General features: G+C 48.8%; 7 protein-coding genes. 2 read left to right on the top strand and 5 right to left on the bottom strand.

What is annotated here, in order from left to right:
• Positions 1-287: 287 nt before the first annotated feature.
• Positions 288-1,940, top strand: a complete 1,653-nt coding sequence (locus FS373_RS02875) for an ATP-binding cassette domain-containing protein (protein WP_152828994.1) — start codon at positions 288-290, stop codon at positions 1,938-1,940.
• Between the two features lies 1 nt (position 1,941).
• Positions 1,942-3,621 carry an ABC transporter ATP-binding protein gene (locus tag FS373_RS02880; protein ID WP_227992550.1) on the top strand — a complete coding sequence of 560 codons (1,680 nt, stop codon included), beginning with the start codon at positions 1,942-1,944 and terminating at the stop codon, positions 3,619-3,621.
• 111 nt (positions 3,622-3,732) lie between these two features.
• Here FS373_RS02880 and FS373_RS02885 read toward each other — a convergent pair whose 3' ends face one another.
• From FS373_RS02885 to FS373_RS02905, 5 genes are read right to left on the bottom strand one after another with little or no spacing between them, the layout of a single operon-like run.
• On the bottom strand, positions 3,733-5,391 hold the full coding sequence (locus tag FS373_RS02885; RefSeq protein WP_152828996.1) for a (2,3-dihydroxybenzoyl)adenylate synthase: 1,659 nt from the start codon (positions 5,389-5,391) through the stop codon (positions 3,733-3,735).
• Entirely contained in the window at positions 5,388-6,806 is a 1,419-nt protein-coding gene (locus FS373_RS02890; protein WP_152828997.1) for a salicylate synthase, read from the bottom strand. Before FS373_RS02890 ends, FS373_RS02885 begins: the two co-directional genes overlap by 4 nt.
• Positions 6,799-7,665: a thioesterase II family protein gene (locus FS373_RS02895; protein WP_152828998.1), complete on the bottom strand. Its 867-nt coding sequence runs from the start codon at positions 7,663-7,665 to the stop codon at positions 6,799-6,801. The genes FS373_RS02890 and FS373_RS02895 overlap by 8 nt, the downstream gene beginning before the upstream one ends.
• Positions 7,665-8,759 (bottom strand): Gfo/Idh/MocA family oxidoreductase, encoded by a 1,095-nt coding sequence (locus tag FS373_RS02900; protein WP_144047188.1) that lies wholly within the window; start codon positions 8,757-8,759, stop codon positions 7,665-7,667. The genes FS373_RS02895 and FS373_RS02900 overlap by 1 nt, the downstream gene beginning before the upstream one ends.
• Positions 8,752-20,676: a non-ribosomal peptide synthetase/type I polyketide synthase gene (locus FS373_RS02905; RefSeq protein ID WP_152828999.1), complete on the bottom strand. Its 11,925-nt coding sequence runs from the start codon at positions 20,674-20,676 to the stop codon at positions 8,752-8,754. The genes FS373_RS02900 and FS373_RS02905 overlap by 8 nt, the downstream gene beginning before the upstream one ends.
• Positions 20,677-20,685: the final 9 nt, after the last annotated feature.

Raw genomic sequence — 20,685 nt, forward strand, 5'->3', positions numbered from 1 at the left:
CTGAGGTTCCTTGAACATCCTTTTACGCAGCTCGATAGCGGCTCCTCCCTCTGCATACCAAGTCTGCACACAAAGGATAATGCCATAGGAAAAGGGCTGGTATTTAACGAGTGCCACCAGATTGTAGATCTAAAATCTGGTGGCACTTAGCTGAAAGCCTATCTTTGTAACCTGAGCTCAATAAACGAGTTCGGTAAATAATGCCCGATAGCGTTACATTAATGCCTGATCTCGTTAGTTACCCGTCACCAAGAAAGCGAAAATGATTCCTATTTTGTGGAGTATTTATGTTGCTTTCAAATGATATGAGTCGCATGACAGCATTCAAGGCTATGCTGTCATGCGAGCAGCGAAGAGTACGGATCTCAATCGGGTGTGCAGTCCTGTGCAGTATGGTCGAAATGGTGCCTTGGTTATGCCTATACTTTTTTGTTCAGGCTATCTATGACCAACAATCCCCCTATGAGTATCTAGTTGTCATGGTAGGGGCCTTGATGACCCGTTATGCTTTGTATACGTTGGCTGTGTGGTATGCCCATTTGGCTGCCTATCACATTATTCAAAAAATAAGGCAACACATGGTGCTTGCTTTGGCGAATATGAAGATAGACAAGCTGCGAAGTCTGAAAAGGGGCGATATTGAAAAACGCATTTCAGATGATTGTCAGAGTTTAGAGCCGCTCATTGCCCATCATGGCACCGATATTATCAACGGGGTCTTGATGCCACTCTTTATGACAGTGTTCCTTTTTTATATTGATTGGCGGATAGCCCTTATTGCGCTGGCACCATTGCCTTTGGCGTTGAGTGCTCAGTTTTTGATGATGCGTGGCTTCGCAACACGCCAAGAGAAATATACCCAAATTGTGTCGAATATGCACCAAGCCCAATTAGAGTTTCTTCGTAGTATTGGCGTCATGAAATTGTTTGCCGTTGATGCGAACTCTTATCTCGAGCTCAGTCGCACAATCCAGTCACACAATACGATGGTATCGAGCTATACCAAGAAAATGGTGGGGGCATGGGTAACTTTTGTGACACTGGCTCAAATATCCTTGATCTTGGTGGTACCGGTTGCCATTGCGCTGAATAATATGGGGCAACTGACGCTGGTTGACCTCATGATGGTGGTTTGTATAAGCGCAGGTATTCTTAAGCCTTGGCTGGACCTGACTCAGGTGTTTTCACAAATTCAGCAATCAATTGTCTCTATCGATCGCATATTACCTTTTTGCCATGCCAAAGAGCAGAGTGAAGTGGTTTATGACCAAGCTTTACAACAACTATCTTGCGAAAATTTGACGGTCACTCGCGGCCCGTCACGAGTATTTGAAAACGTGAACCTCTCCTTTTTTCCAGGGCAAAGAGTGCTTATTGAGGGGGACTCAGGTGCCGGGAAAAGTACACTTTTATCGACACTTTCCGGCTCGCTAACTCCAGAACATGGCGGTTGGAAAATCAATAAAGGTTTCGTCACGGATTTAGATGACGAAAGCCGAAGCCGTTATATTGCAGTGGTGGATCAAGAGGTCACATTTTTCTCAGGGACGTTGCGTGATAATTTGGCACTTGCTAAACGGGTGATTAAAGATGATGAAATATGGTCTTTATTGGATTTATTGGGTCTTAAGGACTTGGTTGCTGATCTTCCGGAACAGCTGAGTTGTGATGTTGGAGAAGCGAGTCGATGCTTCAGTGGCGGCGAAATGCAACGTTTGGCTATCTTGAGAGCAGCGTTGGCCAAAACGCCCATTCTGATCTTAGATGAAGCGACTGCACACTTAGATCAATTATCGGAACAAACGGTACTAGCCGGGCTGCGCCAATATTCCCCTAATCAGATCCAGTTGATTATTAGTCATCGCCCTCGGCAAGTTAAGCAGGTTGATGTGCGTTTGAATATTATAGGAGGCAATGTTGAGGAGGTGTCCCTTGGATAAAATGAGACAGTTATTTGTTCATAGTGGCGCGCAAACTCGCCAATTTTGGTTTGGCTTATCAGGAAAAGTAGCCACTGAAATTATGCCTCTCGCGATTTGGTTGATGCTATTTGCTTTCATACTTTCCCTCTATACCTTGTCTGTTAGTCATATGCTTCTCTTGGCTTCCTCAGTTATTGTCCTGCAGTGGGGCTTAGGTCAAAGTGCTAAGCAAAGCTTTTTGGGCGCGTATGAGATCACTCATCATCTGCGCAGCCAACTGTTAACCGATATCCGTCGTCAACCACTTGCCTGTTTAAAAGGCAAAGGCTTGGGGGAGAAGATGAAGTTGCTCACATCAGATCTGAAGCAATTTGAAGACATTTTTAGTCACATACTGGCTGATTTTGTCGCGGCTTGGGTTATTCCTATCTCCATGATGACGATGTTGTTCTGGGTTCAACCTCAGATAGCGCTGGCGATGCTAGGTGTCTTTCTCCTGGCGATTGGTGCCTTAATTATGGCGGAGAAAAAATTTAGCCACCAAGCGGATCATTATCATCATTCTAATATGGAGAGTGCCAACCAGCTGCTTGAGTATATTGATTGCTTGCCTATGTTGCGTGGGTTTGCTCAAAGCCACCAATTGGCTAAGCCATTATGCGATAAAATTGAGCAACAAAGGCATGAAGGGCTGGGTTTAGAGTGGGCCGGCGGGATGGGGGTACTCATGGCGACGCTAATCCTAGAGCTTGCGTTAGTGCTTAATCTGGCGCTCTGTCTCTGGTTTATCAATGAAGGTTTGTTAAGTCTTCCCCAATTTCTCATCGTGATCATTGCGACAGTTGCTTGTATTCGGCCATTGGCACGAATGACCGTTTACGCGGCATTACTCAGGTATATGCTCAAAGCCGCTAGCCGTTTACAGCAGCTTGCTCAAATGCCTCAACAGCAGGAGGAAGGCACTAAGCCTTGTACATTTAACCTCTCTTTGACCAATGTTGACCTAACCATAGATAATACGATGGTGCTGAAGGGCATCAATCTTGATATTGCGCAGGGTGAGCATATTACACTGGTCGGTAAAAGTGGATCTGGAAAGTCAACCTTGTTGGATTTAATCGCCGCCTTTCATATACCCAGTGAAGGCAGGCTGTCGTTGGGCAAGAAATCCTTCGATGAAATAGGGACTCGGCAGTGGTATCGCCATATCTCTTACGTGACTCAAGATGTTCAGTTGCTTGGCGGCAGCCTGCGCGATAACTTACTATTAGCCAAGCCAGAAGCTGTGGAAAAAACGCTTTTTGAGGCTATTGAGGCGGCCGGATTAAGCCCTCTTATTGCCAAATTGCCAGAGGGTATAGACACATTGATTGGGGAGAACGGCAATCAACTATCTGGTGGAGAGCGTCAAAGGTTGTCTATTGCCCGCGCCTTACTTCATGATGCACCAGTGTTGTTATTGGATGAAATTACTTCAGCACTGGATTATCGTACACAAGCACAAGTGTTGGATTCGATTGAAAAGCTATCTAAAGGTAAAACGGTGATCTCTGTGGCGCATCGGTTAGATACCATTCGAGATACAGATAGGATTTACTTTATGGAGAGTGGGCAGATCATTGGAATGGGTTATCACCATGAATTGGTGATAACCCATTCTGGTTACCGTCAATTATGGCAAGCGGGTCAGGTGGCATAACAGGACTGGATATGTGGTTATATCAAACTTAAAGCATTTAGCTTGCTGTATATATCAATAAAAAGAGCCTAGCTTGCAAGCTAGGCTCTTTTTATTACCTAGGGCTATAGATTAACGATACGTGTTGAGCATCCAAGGTTTTCCATTAGGGCCCGGTACGCTTTTTTTGTCTATTTTCCCGACCGCGGTTTTAGGAAGGGAGTGCACAAGGTGCAATTCGTCTGGCATTTTAAATGCAGCGAGATTTTTAGATTTCAGAAAATGGCGAATGTTCTGCAGCGTCAAAGGCTCGCCTTTACAGACTAAAGCTACGCCGATACGTTCGCCTAAATGAGTATCGGCAACAGGAACGACGGCAACCTGAGCGATCTCTGGGTGGCTGAGTAGATGTGCTTCAATTTCATCGGTGGCAATGCTTTCCCCCGCACGGTTAATTACATCTTTGATTCGGCCAGTGACCGTGATATATCGATCTTCATTCATTCTCACTTTGTCTCCACTTCGATAAAAACCGTCATCGGTGAATGCAACTTGATTGTGTTTCGGTGCTCGATAATAGCCGCGAAGTGTATAAGGGCCACGGGTAAGCAGTTCGCCTTCTTCGCCGATGGCGACTGGATTTCCTGCGTTATCGACGATTCGAATTTCATCCCACTTGCTGACCGGGCGACCTTGTTTGGCCGCGATGATTGCCGGTGCGTCGCCTAATCGGGTGCAAGCGATTAAGCCTTCTGCCATGCCGAAAACTTGCTGCAATACCTTAGGAAAGGCGGTTTGAATCGCTAATGCGTCGCTATAAGCCAGCTTTGAACCACCGACTTGCATCAATCTGAGACTGGACAGGTTTGCCGTCTCCCATTCGCTCGCTTCTGTCCATAACTGAGCCAATGCAGGCACGAGCGCTGTCGCTGTGATCGAGTGGTTTTCAATTAAATCGAAACAATGATCTGGCCCCGCCTGGGTCGAAAAGATCACTCGTCCCCCTTTTGATAATGCGCCTAATAGGCCAGGGCAACCCAGTGTAAAGTTGTGTGCGGCGGGTAAAACCGCGAGGTAGATGTCGCTTGCCGTGATATCGCTAACTTCGACGCAACTTTGAATGTTGAACAGATAATCGTTGTGCGTGCGTGGGATAAGTTTGGGGAGCCCTGTGGTTCCACCGGATACCAAAAATAATGCCGGATGTTCGGGGATTACCTTTGGCGGAGTGAAGCCGGGTTGAGATGAGGGGTGAAAGTCGAGATATTTACCGTGATGCTTGATGGCATAAATATGGGTCAACGAATTGTCGCTCATGCTCAGTGCGTCCGCAATTGCCAAAGACTCAGGCGACCCTGGGATACGTTCACAGATGTATCCTTTGGCCTGAGATACTGCGACAAAATGGCTTATTTCTGCGAGCCCATGAGCGGGCAGTGCCATCACGGGGACCAGTCCTGCTCGCTGAGCGGCAAAAAAGGCGATGGCAAAGTAACAGGTGTTGCTCAGTTGAATGACCACGCGATCGCCCATGATCAATCCATCTTCTTGGAAGCGCTTGGCGATCCCATCGGCTTGCTCGAGTAACTGACGGTAGGTCAGCTCACGTACTGTATCTTTAATCGCCACTTTGTCAGCATGATGTTGTGCCCCTTGGCTTAATATTGTCCAAAGGGGGGCGTTGTCCCAAATCTGGGCTTCGGTGTAGCAGCGTGCCAGAGATGGGGGGTAAGGCTCAAATCCTTGAAGTAAATCATCCACTGCACTTAAGGTATCAGACATTGAGTTCATGACTTTTCCTCGCAAAGGATGCTATCAGCGGGCACGGTATCGGTGGCAAGGTGGTGCTTTTCTTGTCCTTTTTCAAATACTAAATGATCGAGTACACAGGCCATCTTTTCACCGGTTTCTTCCCATTCTCTTTCGGGGGTTGATAAACCTATAATACCAGCGCCAGCTTGTAATAAAGAAACTGACTGGTGCTTATAGGCCGTCCTCAGTACGAGTGCTGCGTCGAAGTAACCATTGTGATCGGTCACAAGAACGCTGCCGCTGTATAAGCCCCGGGGTAAAAGTTCGAACCTGGCAATCGCATCAATGGCTTCTCGCTTTGGGATCCCCGATGCAGTAATTGAGGGAAACAGTACATTGAAGGCATCCCAGGCGGATTTCCCCTCTGACAAGTTGCCAGTGACACGAGAAGCAAGGTGCTGAACGCTGCCTCGTTCTGATACTTGCATAAACTCTGCTACGTTCACTGTCGAAGAGGGACAAATCTGCGTTAACTCCTCGACCGCGAGTTTGACTGAGGCCGCATGTTCGGCAATCTCTTTCGGATCTGTCAGCAATTCGTTTCTAAGTAGAATGGCGGCTTGCGGATCATCAGGCAATGCGCGAGTGCCCGCAAGGGGCTGGGTGCTGAGATTGCCGTGTTCATCGACTTCTAATACTGTTTCAGGAGAAAAACCAAAGGCTTCAATTTCACCGAGTTTCAACATAAATGAACGAGCAGGTGTATTTTTCCTACGCCCTTCGATGAAGCTTTTTTTCGAGTCAACATTAGCTGGAAGTATTGCGACACGGGACAAAATAACCTTGTTGTATTTGTGTTCCTTTATCTCCTCGACAGCTGAGCGCACGCTTTCCTGAAAGTGCTGTTTGACTGCCTGAGCATGAAGAATATCGTCTTGGGTCAGAGCGGTGTGGCAGTGCTCTGTGGCGGTCGTGTTATTGGTACAGTCAGCAATAATACTTTGGATCTGTGGCAGTACCGTATCGTCCATTGTGCGAATGACAATGCGCTTTTTTGTGATCCGTATATCCGTTTCCGGCACAAACAATTCCAGCAGTTCGCGGCTGGTTTCTTGCTGTTGTAGGTTGTGAGCAAAGCGGCAGAACTCGAAATCTGCGCGCCCAAACAACCGCCAATCTTTTATGTTTAACGTTTGGGTTGCTTGATGAATCGTCTGGCAAATTTTTGTGGGCTTGACCCTACGCTTGTAGCCATTAAAATCAGTAATTTCACCGCTGCTACTGACGGTCAGTTGGGTTAGTTTGTTGATGCCTATGGCCCATTCATCGTGGTGTTCATAGACGAGGTAATCCTTGCAAAATGCTAAGCTAGTCAGCTCAGTTGCCAGTAATATGGGTTGGCATTGGTGTGCTAGTGTGAATGTTTTGTAGGTTTGTTCGTGGTGATTAGCCATGTTGCTCTCCGGATCTGACAGGGTTTGCGCTGTTTGTTTGCTTTGGGGTGGAGCGAACTAAGGTGGTACTTTCCGTCTGTTCGATAACATGTCGAATAAACGTCGCGGGGGATGTGGTGATATAAAAATGGTCGCCGGGAATTCCGACTACCCGGGCATGTGTGCGTAAAGCAGGGTCAAGCCATTCACGCCACTCTTGTACCTCTGAACTCCAAGCTTCTGGATCGCTTTCTCCAAACACTAACGTGCATGGGGTGTATCGCAGTTCAGGGGCGTTTTCAAGTGCACTGTAATAGCTTTCGGTGGCAAGGAAATCGGCTCTTAACATGGGAAGAAACACCGGTAAAAGTTCGGGGTGTTGTTTGAGGACAGCGCTTCCGCTGCCGATTTCAATTAATTGATCGATGAAGTCGCCATTGTGTAAGTGGCTGAGTGTTCTTCGACTTTCTAGATGTGGGGCGTGGCACCCTGATAACACCAATTGGGTGATTGGGGTGGCAGAACCATAGTGCTCCTCCAATTGCTTGCAAACTTCAAAGGCGACCTGGGCGCCCATGCTATGACCACACAGGCGGAGAGTGGCATTGGCGGGTAAGTCGCTATGGGAAATCAGGTTAATTAACGCGTCAAACAGATTGTTGGCTAAATCCGAAATGTGTTGATGTGGCCGCTCGCGCATGCGGTTATCGCGACCTGGGTAGGTTGCGAGTAAAATAAGCGTATTGTTTGGCAGTAGGTCATCTCCCAGAGATGTCCAACTTTTGAATGCGCTCAGGCTGCCTCCGGCAAAGGGGAAAATCACCCAAATATGGTCTGGCCGATTGCTACTTTTATGTAAGGTTTTGAATACTTGCTCCATTATACTTGTCCTCTTATTGGCTCAGCCAATGGCATCTTGATGCGGATAGCGGGTGATATGGCTTGCTCTTGTGGTTGTCCTGAAAGTGCCAGAATGTGTTCCCAAAGTTGCGCGACGTTTAATTGGTGCGCGAGCGTGAATCCAGCCTCACACGCTTGGCCATCTATCACCCGAGAAAATTGCTCAAGGGTAAACAGCACACCGTCCGGGCCTAGGCTCTCAAAGGTATCTTTTACCTGACTTTGGTTGTCACATAGAGTTTGAGTTGTGCGTTGGTTAAGGTAATGACCTTCAGGCTTCGAAACGATTTGGTACAAGCTGTGGCTGTCGCTTTGGTGATTATCAGCATGCAGAACCGGCGTCCAAGTCACAGGACCATAACTGTCTGCGAGTGCCAGATAGCCATTGTTCCAACCCAGCATGATGCGGTGCATGGCTAAGCTGTGCATATCTGGATCTCGAGGGTCGAGATAGTTTTGCAATTGCAATAGATAATCACCTTGAGCTGAGTGTAGGTTAATGATGTCGAATTGTTTCTGTTTACCCAGCAAGGTGGGCTGTAATTTGGTACTTTCTCCCAGAGATTGCAGTAACAGATCCAATGTGGAATACAGGAGTTGACGACTGGTGGTGAGGTTGCCGTAACTCGCATCCTTTCGTGTTTGGCTACTGAGGTGTTGTGCGCCCGCGATCAGGGTTTTTCCTGCTGCAGATGAGGCATAAAAACTGTTTATTCGATAATGAACACCGTGCTGCTGAGCAAGGGATTGATGACGGTTCAGCTCATTGACAGAGACGGGATGTTCCTGAATGACGTGGATCTTACGTTGTAAAAGGTCTTCGACTAATAGGTTGCCAGCTCCGCCGATACTCGAGGCTCTGATGACGACGCAAGCAATATCGATATCCAGAGGCAATTCGCTGACATCCTGAAACAAAGGGACGCCAAAGGCGTTTGCCAATGTCTGTGAGCGTTGGCTACCTTGGGAAATGATACCCGCCAGCGCCAAATCTGGGTGAGGCTCGATAAAAGCATTGAGATAAAGCTCGCCAAATTTAGTGCCGGCGATGACGACTTTTTTAGGTTTATTCATTTTCAAACACTTCCTTGGATCTATTCTGAATTGAGTCAGTCTGTTGTTGAGGGCCCGTCAGCAACTGAGAGATTTCTTGGGCAAGTGACGCTACATTTGGATCTTGCAGCATGGTGTAGTGGTCTCCCGGTATAAAGTGCACCCGCGGCGCGCAGCAGTCCTGCCAGCCATGACAAGCTCGATTGGCTATCTCTGGGTGTTGATAGCTCATGAAGTCCAAATGGCTGGGTTGTTCTGCGGCAAAGAGCGTCACGGATAACTGGTTCATCACCGGGGGGGAATAGCTGAGCATGGCACGCAGGTTTCGGCGGTAAACATTCAACAAACTGGCAATGGTGGCAATATCTAGCAGGCCAGAAGATGTTGTCGTGTCGAATGCGGTAGCCATTGAGGAGAAGAAAACGGCATCTTGGCTGAAATCTGGCACTTCAGCTTCGGCCAGCTCTGGAAATCTGCCGACACAATCGGCATAAAAGTGCTGACGAATCGCTGAATCGTTTAATGGTGAGGCTTCATTCATGCTCGGCTTGTAGCTGTCAATGAGTAGGCAGTTGGTTACCTCATGGCCCTGCGCGCTCATCTGATGCGCCAGTTCATAGGCCACCACACCACCAAATGACCAACCAGCAAGTTGATATGGACCTTGTGGCTGAATCGTTTGGATCATACGTAAATAGTCGTGCGCCAACGTCTGAATATCAGGCTCGTGATTCGTTAGCTTGTGTTCAGGATATTGAAGCCCATATAGCGTGACATTGTTAAGTTGGCTTGCGAGGCGCTGATAGCTCAGTAAGTGTCCCCCGATAGGGTGAATAATGAACAAGGTGTTGTGGTGTTTATCGCTGCAGTGTGGAGTGAGGAGGATGGGCACTTGCTCTGCCGTCGAATCTTGAGATTCGGTCAATGTGGCGAGGCGCTCAATGGTGTCGTTTGCTTGCAGTTGTCCTGCGGTGAGTGAGACATTGAGTTGGGTGTTGATCTGATTGATGAGATGCACCGCGATCAGGGAGTTGCCGCCGAGATCGAAGAAGCTTTGATTGGCCGGAATACTCTCTACGTTCAGGCATTCAGCCCATATCTGTGCCAGCCTAAGCTCGGTGTTCGAGGAAGGCTGACGCAATAAATGGGTCTTTGGGGTAAAGTGTGGGGATGGTAGGGCGTTACGGTCAACTTTACCGTTGGCCGTCAGCGGTAGGCTATCTAGTGTGACTATCTGCGAAGGGCACATGTATTGCGGTAAGACACCTCGCACATAATCAAGCAGATACTGGTTATTATCCGCGGCATTGTTCCCATACACCACATACGCAATCAACCTGATGCCACCACTGGGGTGAGCCATCGATTTGACCATAGCATCCTGCACGCGAGTTCCCAGGTTTTCGGCTGGACACTGACGCAACACCGTTTCGACCTCTCCGAGCTCAATACGATACCCATTTACCTTGACCTGTTGATCATTTCTGCCGAGAAACTCAATGTTGCCATCGGGTTGGTAACGGCCCCAATCCCCGGTTTTGTACAAACGAATACCGCTATGTGGATGTGTGATGAAGGCAGCATCTGTTTTGTCAGTATCTTGCCAGTAGCCTGTTGCCAGCCCATCACCGCCGATGTAAAGCTCGCCGGCAACCCAGTCTGGGCAGGAGGAAAATGACTTATCCAGAATATAAAATCTTTGGTTGGATAAGGGTTTGCCATAGGGAATGCTCGTGCAGTTGGCATAGCTTTTATTGATTGGGTAGCTGATGGACCAGATTGCTGCTTCTGTCGCACCACCAAGGCTGAGCTGTTGTGCGTTTGGGGTCACCTTGAATAAACGATCGGGTAAATTGACGGGGATCCAGTCTCCGCTCATCATGATGTAGCGTAGCTGTGGCAGCTTGGATTGGTTGCGCTCCAGGCAATCAGCAAGCAACTGCACAAAGGCTGGGACACTGTTCCAAACGGTGATCCCTGCGCTTGCTGCCAATCTAACCAGGGCTTCTGGATCTTGCGCCGGTGATATTTCAGGTATGACCAACCTTGCCCCTTGGCTCAGTGTCGAGAAGATATCGAAGACCGATAAATCGAAATTAAGCGCAGAGATAGCCAGGACCTTGTCGTGGTTATTGAGACCAATTCGAGCGTTGATATCCAGCAAAGAGTTGACGACGGCTTGATGATCCATGACGACCCCTTTAGGCCTGCCCGTCGATCCTGAGGTAAAGATGACGTAAGCTATATCACTTGGATCTATCGTTGGAGCAGTAAAGCCACTGGGGGCTTTTGCATCCAGACTGGGTACCAGAGTTTGGTAGCAAGCGGAGGGCGTGGGAACATGGTGTTGGGTGATCACAGTGCAGACATCACTCAGTGCCAATAATTCCGCAATTCGCTTGCTTGGATACGACGCATCCACAGGCATATAGGCTTTACCTGCCAGCAAAATGGCAATGGCAGAGATAATTTGTTCCCAGCCCTTATGCATCACGATGGCGATCAAAGGGCGGTCGTCTTCGCTGGCTAAGATCTGCGCTGCCAACGCGTTGGATGAACGCCAAACTTGCGCGTAAGTCAGTGCGACATCACCTTGTTGGATGGCGACATCATCAGGGTAATCTGTCACCCCATTTTGGATCATGTCGCACAGTGTCTGGACGGGTTTATCTCTGCCATTGTAGGTCTTCAAAGTCAGTGCTGCTTTGGTTGCATTCGCAAACTGGCGTGATGTAACTTGCGATGTTGACATGGGTGGGGATAGGGGACTACCCCAGTTAGCTGATGGCAATGAACGTACTGTTTGTACGTAAACCTCAAACATGGCATCGAATACACCGGGTTTCAGGTGATGCTCCTGAATCGTCCATTTGATGTCGATACCACCGCACACTGAGGCGATCAGCATGCAGTCCAGATAAACGTGTGGTGTCTGTGCGCCAAAACTCCTTAATTTACCGATAGTCAGTGGCTTGTTCTGACCTATTGATACCGTGTCGTTAAACACTATTGGCATGCCTGCGCTGAAGTTTCGATTTTGGCGGTTTTTTTCTGTTAGCACCTGCTGACCATCAAAACTGGCGTGGGCTAAGTCTTCTGTCATACGCTGTTGGAGCTGATGAGCGAAAGTGCTTAAGTCCATACCTCCCGTGGCATCGACTTCCAACATTGAGGTGGTTGACAGGTTACCTATTACCGTCTCTGACTGCATAGGCTGACGATTGCTGTGAAGAATGTTGATCGAGAAGTGTTTAGTCTCACTCCATGTTTTCAACACCAGACAGAATACCGTGAGCATGGCCATGGAGGGCAGGACATTATTGGCCAACGCAGTACTTTGGATCTGAGCCCATTCTTGTTGACTAATGCGATGAGTAAGCACGCATTGAGATAAGTCTTCATCTCGGCTGTCAGCAAGCGGAAGCGTGGGGGCTTCGGGCAAGGTCGGGATCCTTTGTGACCAATAATGCTGCGCGCGTTGATAGCCCTCAGAGGCTTTGGTGTTTTCCAATTCACGGAGATACGCGGCGGCGGTCATGTGAGGGACAGGTAAAGCTGAAGATGGGTCTTCATACAGAGACTGTAATTGTTGGAATAAGATGCCTAAGCTTTTGCCGTCTGCCACCACCAGATCCACAACCAAATGCACCAGTGAGGTGTCAATGTCGGTTTGCAATATGTTGATATCGAACAGCGGCCATTGGTCGGTAGGGACACCTTGAGCCGCGATCTGGTCTCTCGCTTCGCCGATAAAGCGATCTTTTCTGGCTTTATCCATGGCGGTGAGATCGACATATTGCGGCTGATAGTAAGGCACGTCTTTGCTGATGCAGTATTTCCCGTTATCAATGACACCACGTAACTGATCGTGGCATCGGATCAGCTGATTCCACGCCAGAGTCAATCGCTCACGATCAAGGTGTTTGACCTCCAGTTCCGCGTAAAAATGAGCAATGCCGTTTCCAAGTGAAAACAGATCACTCTCTCCAAGCCAGTAAGCATGTTGTAGTGGGGTTAATGCATATTCATTATCTTGATGAGTGCTTCCATCGTGTGGCTCTGTGTCAGCCGTAGAGCCGCCTTGCTCTGGCTCAATAGAGACTGATTCTGCTGTGGTCGGGTCGATAGCAAGACAGAAATCAGCCAACACAGGATGTTCGAATATCAGCTGCAAACTTGCGTGGATGAAACCTTGCTGATTCAGCTCGACAATCATCTTAGTGGCCATCAAGCTATCACCGCCAATCTGGAAAAAATCACATTGTTGCCCAACCTCACGGTCGAGCATCTTAGACCACACTTGCGCGACTGTTACTGCCGTGCCTGAATTGGTTTTTAGCGCCAGAGTTGGGCTTTGAATGTCATGTTCAAGGATATCAGCTGTGGCGGTAAACTCAGGCTGGATCACCGAGGTGTTGTTGGCTACGACCAAGTGTTGGCGTAGCACTGAATGCTCAGTGTTGGGGTAGACCAGTTGGGGGACGAATCCGTTTTCAGACAATAATGTTAACCAAGCTGGCAAGTCGAGCATCGCGCTTTTCTGCTGCTGCCTAAAATCACTGAAGGCATTAATCCCTTCAATAAAGCCCACCGTTGCCAACTGCATTGGGCTAAATTGCTCCGTGGCTTCAATAAAGATCAAATGCCCCCCGTGAGCCAGTAACCCACGCAGTTGCCTAAGCGCTTTAGGCAAATCTGTGGCATCGTGAAGCACATTGACAGCAATAATAACCTGATAGCCTGTTTCTACTTTCACACTTGCACTGGCGGGTAGGTTGATGTCGAACAACTCATAGTGGACTTGAGAATAGGCAGATAATGTCTGTTTAGCTTCTTGTAGGAACACTAATGATATATCGGTGAACTGGTAGTGTTTGATGGTATTTGAAGCTATTCTCAGTACCTCTTGTGATGTCGAGGCGGTACCAGCCCCCACTTCCAGTACATTTATTCCTTGTCGGTATTCGCCGCCAATCGCCTTAATGGCCTCGGCTGCACTTAAGTTCAGAATGTGCAGCGAAGGGTTGGAGCGATATAGGCAATCGGTGACTTCGTTGTCTTTGAACAAAATCTCTAATGCTGATTTACTGTCATCAAGCAATGCGGGGTGAGCCTGTATGCTTTCGCTTAAATACTGCGACAAACGCTGACACCAGTTAGCCGTTGGAAGAGATGTTGTCGGTGGCGTGGGGAATTGGCCGCCAAATAGGTAGCCGTGACTATCTTGGGTTAGCATGCCTTCGCGGCTGAGTTGATCAAGCCAAAGAACAATCAGTTTGTGGTGTTTAGTCGCAACATTTAACTGTGCATAGATGTGTTGGAGTGAGTAGTGTTTGCCTTCTACTGTAAATAGCTGATGGTTTTGCAGTGTGTTCCAGATCCCAACAAGCGCTTGATGTTCGATATTCATCCACGCGTCGGCGACCTCCTTGGCTGTTTCTTCGGTGATCTCCGGTAGGGTTATTGCCTGTAAAAGGGGCGAGGGCAAAAGCAGGGGCGAGGGGCTTAGAGTCGTTCTAGTTTGTGGGGCTAAAACGATTTTTTCCATCGATAACGGATTTGCAGCCACGTCTGTCAGTTGTTGGTTATAGTCGGCGAACATGGTACGCAAGACATCATGTTCCAACACGTCTTCCATGCAGTACCAATTGAAGACGAGAGCGCCGTCGACCTCCATTATTTGGTGATCGAGCCAGACTTGTGGCGTCTGGCTCAGTACGTAAACGGGATCGCCAAGCAGACTGGTCATGGCTTGTTTTATGTCCATCCCATCCATAGACATGCCAAGCATGCTGGTGAATACCACTGGGGTCAGCGGCAAAGTCGCTTCTTGTTCGCTTATTTTGCCTGAGGCCTTAAGGTGTTTAGCCAGTTCGCGGATCACTTCTACGCCATTGACCTGGCTGTGTCCCAGCCTTTTCCAAAGCTTCTCCTGTGTTTCAGACATATATTGCTTCAAGCTGGACGGCGCTGACAGCATAAAGTCCATCAGCAGCACGGAGGTAAAATCACCTATGATGCCCTCAACATCTTCATGGAATGGCTGACGGTTGAAGAAGGTCATGTTTAAGGTAAAATCTGATGACGAGGTCCATTTAGCGAGTGTGTGTGCAAAGAGGGTCAGCAGACCGGCAGACGGGGTCACTCCCCACTGCTGCCACTGGGACTTGAGCCCTTGCCACTGAGCCGAATCCAGCTTGCCTCCAAGTGTGATGAATTGGGGGCTTTCGCTATCATAATTGGAGTTCAACGGCAACCTTGGGGCTGTTGGCAGGTTTGGAATAGTCTGTTGCCAATAATCCCATGAGGCTTGCCAGTCTGCTTGTTGCCTTAGCTTTTGTTCGTGCATCACGTAATCACGAAAAGTGAGTGGCATCTCAGGTAAAGCAAGGCCTTGATATGCGGTCGTTAGATCATCCATCATGATTTTGAAACTCTGAACATCAAACTGCAGCAGGTCAAGATTCATATGAAGTCTGATTTTGGTGTCTGACATACGGGTGAATCGTAAGTCAAACAATGGCCATACATCTGCGGGGCGAACGTCGTGGCTCATTGAATGTCGGATCGCATCGAGTGCATTGCGCTGTTCATTTTCCGGTAGCGAACTGACACTGGTTTCGGGGATGGTGAAATGCGGCACGTTAGCCTGGACGATTTGTTCACCGTTGGGTGTTATCGTCATTCTTAGCATATCGTGGCGTTCAATCAGCGCATTCCACGCATTCTCAAACTTCTCGGGATCGAATTGGTTAAGATTTTTGTCCCACTCAAATACTACGTGGCAGGCGATGCCGCCGTATTTAATCCAGGACTCTCTACCAATCCAATAGGCATGCTGTATTGGCGTCAGCGGGAATGGCAGATGCTTATCTTGCTTTTCTATCTTGAACGGTAAAACAGGTACAGATCCAGCGCCGTTTCGCACCCTTTCATTGATGAGTGAAACCAAGCCAGCAACGGATAGGTCTTGGTAAGCTTCATCAGCATTGATCTTAATGCCAAATTGCTTCTGAATTGCTGTGCTCAGCTCAATAAATTGTAACGAGTCCATGCCTAATTGCAGCAGATCCTGCGCGTCGCTGACTGCGGTCGATTCAGCAATACCGAGTTGGTAGCGCACTCTATCAGTCAGCCAAAGCGGTAGGTCTGATACCTCTGATTTTGCCGTGTTATTGTTTTTTTCAGCACCAGTAGAGGGGACTATCGATGTCGTGACTTGGATTGCGGGAGCTATACTGTCAGCGAAGTAGCGGCAGAAATTTGGATGCTGGTTTTCTATGTTCATCGCTAGCGAATTTGACTGGCCATTTAAGAAGCATTGACTCAGGTGCCATAACCCTTCTTGCGCGCTTATGGTGTGCATGCCGTCTTTACTCAGCTTGTCGAGCAGTCTCTGGCTGCTTGTCATGCCAATGTTGTCCCAGGCACCCCAGCTAATGCTCATGAGACGGCTGCGGCTTGTTGCTTTCTGACTGAGGGTATAACCCTCAAGATAAGCATTGGCAACCGCATAGGTACCTTGTCCCAGTGCGCCTAAAGAGGCGGCTGAAGAAAACCCAATAAGGTACTGAGCATCTTGTGCCTCTAACCATTGATGTAATGCCGTGAATGACATGGCTTTGGTTTGAAGCAATGCCTCTGTTGCAGACTGATCCCATGTCGCCAATAAACCGTGTGCCGATGTGCCAGCGGCATGAATAGCACCGATGATCGGCAGTTCGGTCTGCCAACGGCTTAGTGTCAGTTCGAGTTGGCCTTGTTTCGACATGTCACATACCAAGGTGTCGACAGTGCAGCCCAATGTCGCCATTTGTTGGCAAAACTCTGGCCAATCTGGGTGCTCACTTCGTCCCAAAACGGCGATATTTTTGGCCCCTGAACTTGCTAGCCATTTGACGACCAAGCGTCCTATCCCGCCCATTCCACCTGTGACTAAGTGCCACCCTTGGGTGGTAAACCATTGCTGAGGGATAATGCTGTCTGATGCCTGTACTGGCAGAATCTTGGGGCCGAAATAGCGGTCTTCTCTACACGCAAGCTCAGTACAAAGGCTAAAAGGAGCTTGCTTAATGGCGCGTGAGATATGCTCGGGATGGTGGTTATCGACGTCTAGCAAGTAGATTGTCTTTGTGGGGTATTCGGCCCGTGCAACTCTCAATAGTGACATCAAGGCAAATTTTTCTGGTTGAATATGATCGCCTGAATTAACAGGCATGGTGTTTGAGGTGAGTACATAAAGCGTGTCAAAGTCACGACTCAGTACTTTGGCCATTTGCGCCGTGACATGGCTTAAGTTGCCCTGTGGCAAGGTGACCAAGCTTTGATGTGAATTCAGACGGTGCACTTCGCCTGTGGTTAACAGCGCTTGTTCAATATCAAGTGGGCTTATCGTCAGTGATTGGCTGTCTGTGTAAGGGGCGATTCGTTGCCACTGCCACTCATAGTGATTGTGCGGAGAAGGCAACAACTTAAGGGCATCAGATGAATTAAAACCTTTAGTATAGGCGTCGCCCAGCCATTGCCAGACCCCTTTTGCTGATTTGGCTCGTAGGTCATATTTTGCCTGTCCCCACATGCCAGAGGTTCGGCTGACTGCGACTTGGGTGACTTTATTGGGTGAAAACGTACTCGAAACCGATATTTCCCACTCGGCGTTGTTTTCTTGCGTAAAGGCTGGGATCTGCTGGGATATTAGAGTGAACAAGTCTTGCTGGTGGGACAGAGATGACCAGTCTTGATAGGTAAGGCCACCATTTACAGTGTGCTGAGGTCCATGTTTTCGACCTTGCGTTTCGGCTACCCCCAGGCGATTGCGCAGCAGGATATTGACTTCTTCGACGCGGTTGTGACCATGAGCAGGGATATGTTCAAGACCGCTTAATTTATCTTTTAATGTGGTTGAGGCTTGAATGAGGCATTGGATTTCAGCCATTGAAATAGGGATTTTATTCGGTGTTTTCAGTATCTGTTCTCTTAACCATTCGGCTGCGGTGTCTGTTGGGGGAAGTGGCTTCTTGGTGCGCACAAACCGCTTACCATTGCTGCTGTAGTAGCCGTTGTCGATAAGCACATCTAGCAACGCGAGTACTATTTGACGATAACGAGGCAGGAGTCTCCCCCCTAGAATTACCGCTTTGAGCGTAAAACGATGGCTTGAAATACAAGATTTAACAAAATTTTCAATCGCGCAGCAGCGCATTAATTCGTATCCAGCTGCGGCAGACTCCGGCTCATTCATTCGAGTGAGTTCGCTGTCTTTGTTGTGGTTAACGGGATTGATTGTCTCGGCTTGGTACCAATATTTTTGTTCGTCAAAGGCGTAGAGTGGCAGATCGCACTGATGGCCAATCGTGTTGAACTGTGATGGCCAGTCGGTATCCATCCCTGCGACGTACAATGTACTGAGCACGGCAGCCTTTGATTTCTCTGCGGTCATCTTGTGTTGGTGCGTGCCTTGCCAACGAATGTCCTGTTGCCAGTGTTCTCGTTGGCTGATGGCTGTGAGGTGGGGAGTGGGGCCCATTTCTAGGAATACGGTACAGCCTTGGGAAATCGCCGACTCTACCGTGCGTCTAAATTGTACGGGTTGGCGAACATGTTGTGCCCAGTAATGGCTGGTTAGTGCGTTTTCTGATGCAAGCAGTTCTCCAGTCAGTGATGAGATCAGCGGGATAGCGCCTGCCGAAGCCGAGATGCCTGCAGCAAAGTCTGAAAAGGGGCTCAGCATATCATCCAACAATCTGGAATGAGCCGCGCATGGCACATCAAGTGTTCTGAAATTGATGCCGCTGGCGTCAAGTGCTGTTGCTGCGCGTTCTACTGCAGCAGCGCTGCCAGAAAACACCCAATGTTGGCTGCCATTGTGGGCGGCGAGATCAAGTTCATCCAAGGCAGAGATGGATTGGGTTTCTATTTCGCTGGTGAAGACCGCCAGCATGACGCCTTTTTCTTGTTGGGCACATTCATGCATTAATCGCCCGCGCTCGGCGACTAATTCAATGGCTTGCTGGTGACTGAGATAACCGCCTACGACACATGCCGCGAATTCACCGACGGAATGCCCCATGACTATATCGGGCTCGAACCCTTTGGCTTGCCAATGAGCGGCCATAGCGATTTCGAATGCCACGATAGCCAGCTGAGCATGATCGGTACGGGTAAGAAGGTGCGTTTGTTCACCAAACATGACCTCTGTTAGCGGTGCCTCCCTAACGTGTTGGCAATAAGTCTGGCTGGTCTCTATGCTGGCTTTGAATGCTGGGCAAGCAAGGTAGAGTTCATGCCCCATCCCTGGGAATTGACTCCCTTGGCCGGTGAAACACCAGGTGACTTTGGTCGACTTTTGCTTCTGACTCCAGTCCAAATTGGGCGATGTTTGTCCTGATTTGGCAAACCGGATCAGTGCTTCTGCTGCTGATGCGCTGTTGTTTACGGCCAGTCGATAAGGCAAATCCGTGGACCGCGAGGTTAACGCTGAATAGGCAACATCATCAAAGTGCGCATTGTTTTTCAACAGGCTGCTGTAACCCTTAGCTATATCTCGTAATGAGGCTTCACTATTTGCTGATATAAATAAACTCAAATCTGAGGCCGAGGTCGTCCCGTTGATCACAGGTTGCGCTCGCTTGGGGACAGATTGCACCAGCATGTGGCAGTTTGTCCCGCCGATCCCGAATGAAGAGACTGCGGCGGTTCGTGTTTCGCTATGCCAATCGATCGTCTCCTTGGCCAGCTTGAAACCAGAGTCATCGAGCTGCAAGGCGGGGTTTGTTTGGGTGATATTGAGAGATGCAGGAATTTTCCCCCGAGATACAGCGAGCACGGTTTTGATTAGAGAGGCGATGCCAGCCGCGGTGTCCAGATGACCCAAGCTACTTTTAACTGAGCCCAAATAGCAGGTTTTTACCTGAGCATTACGCTGGTAAGCCTGTTTGATTGCCGTGACCTCTATTGGATCGCCAAGCTTAGTGCCTGTGCCATGTGCCTCGATCATTTCCACATCGTCTGCTTGAATATCAGCGAGATGGATGGCCTCTAAGAGTACTCGCGTCTGACCACTTACAGATGGTGCCGTGAATCCTACTTTGTCTTGACCATCGTTGTTGATGGCACTGCCACGCAGCACGGCAAGGACGTTGTCGCCATCTTGCAAAGCGTCTTCCAATCGCTTCAACACCACACTGCCGACACCGTGTCCGCCGAATGTGCCATCGGCATTAGCATCGAATGGGCGGCATAAACCATCGGATGAAAAGATCATTCCCGGTTGATACTCGTACCCTGATATTTGCGGGAATGACACCGCAACGCCGCCAGCGATGGCCATGTTGCATTCGCCGGAACGTAAGCTTTCGCACGCTAAGTGAACGGCAACCAGAGAGCTAGAGCACGCAGTCTGAACGGTGAATGCGGGGCCTGTCAGGTTGAATTTATGCGCGACCCGAGTGGCAAGATAATCTTTGTCGTTACCTATCAGCGCCTGCAAGCCTTTAACCTGACCAACTTGCGTGACATCGAAGTCGTTAAATGATGGGTAGGTACTGGTACGGATTGAACCAAATATGCCCGTTTTGACCTTGATCCCTGTGGGTGCATGGCCAGAATGTTCCAGCGCGTGCCAAACATTTTGTAAAAACAGCCTTTGCTGTGGGTCGATAGAACGCGCTTCTTTAGGCGAATAACCGAACAATCCTGCATCAAAGTACTCAGGTTTCTCTATCACAGCACCGCTTGGCACAAAATTTTTGCGCTGATAAACATTCGGTGAGATGCCCGAGGCATTGAGCTCTTGCTCTGAAAAGTATGACTGACCTGTGATGCCATTCATCAGATTGTGCCAGAACGTTTCCACATTGGGTGCTTTTGGAAATCGACACGCCAGTCCAATTACGGCAATTGGGTCACTGTGGCCGTACATGTTTGCTAAATCTTCCATTTTGAATCC

The organism is Shewanella sp. YLB-07 (genome assembly GCF_009377275.1).

Bases quoted from the DNA above. Each gene is read 5' to 3' on its own strand.
- FS373_RS02875 (WP_152828994.1), top strand. From the start codon at position 288: ATGTTGCTTTCAAATGATATGAGTCGCATGACAGCATTCAAGGCTATG.
- FS373_RS02880 (WP_227992550.1), top strand. From the start codon at position 1,942: ATGAGACAGTTATTTGTTCATAGTGGCGCGCAAACTCGCCAATTTTGG.
- FS373_RS02885 (WP_152828996.1), bottom strand. From the start codon at position 5,391: ATGAACTCAATGTCTGATACCTTAAGTGCAGTGGATGATTTACTTCAA.
- FS373_RS02890 (WP_152828997.1), bottom strand. From the start codon at position 6,806: ATGGCTAATCACCACGAACAAACCTACAAAACATTCACACTAGCACAC.
- FS373_RS02895 (WP_152828998.1), bottom strand. From the start codon at position 7,665: ATGGAGCAAGTATTCAAAACCTTACATAAAAGTAGCAATCGGCCAGAC.
- FS373_RS02900 (WP_144047188.1), bottom strand. From the start codon at position 8,759: ATGAATAAACCTAAAAAAGTCGTCATCGCCGGCACTAAATTTGGCGAG.
- FS373_RS02905 (WP_152828999.1), bottom strand. From the start codon at position 20,676: ATGGAAGATTTAGCAAACATGTACGGCCACAGTGACCCAATTGCCGTA.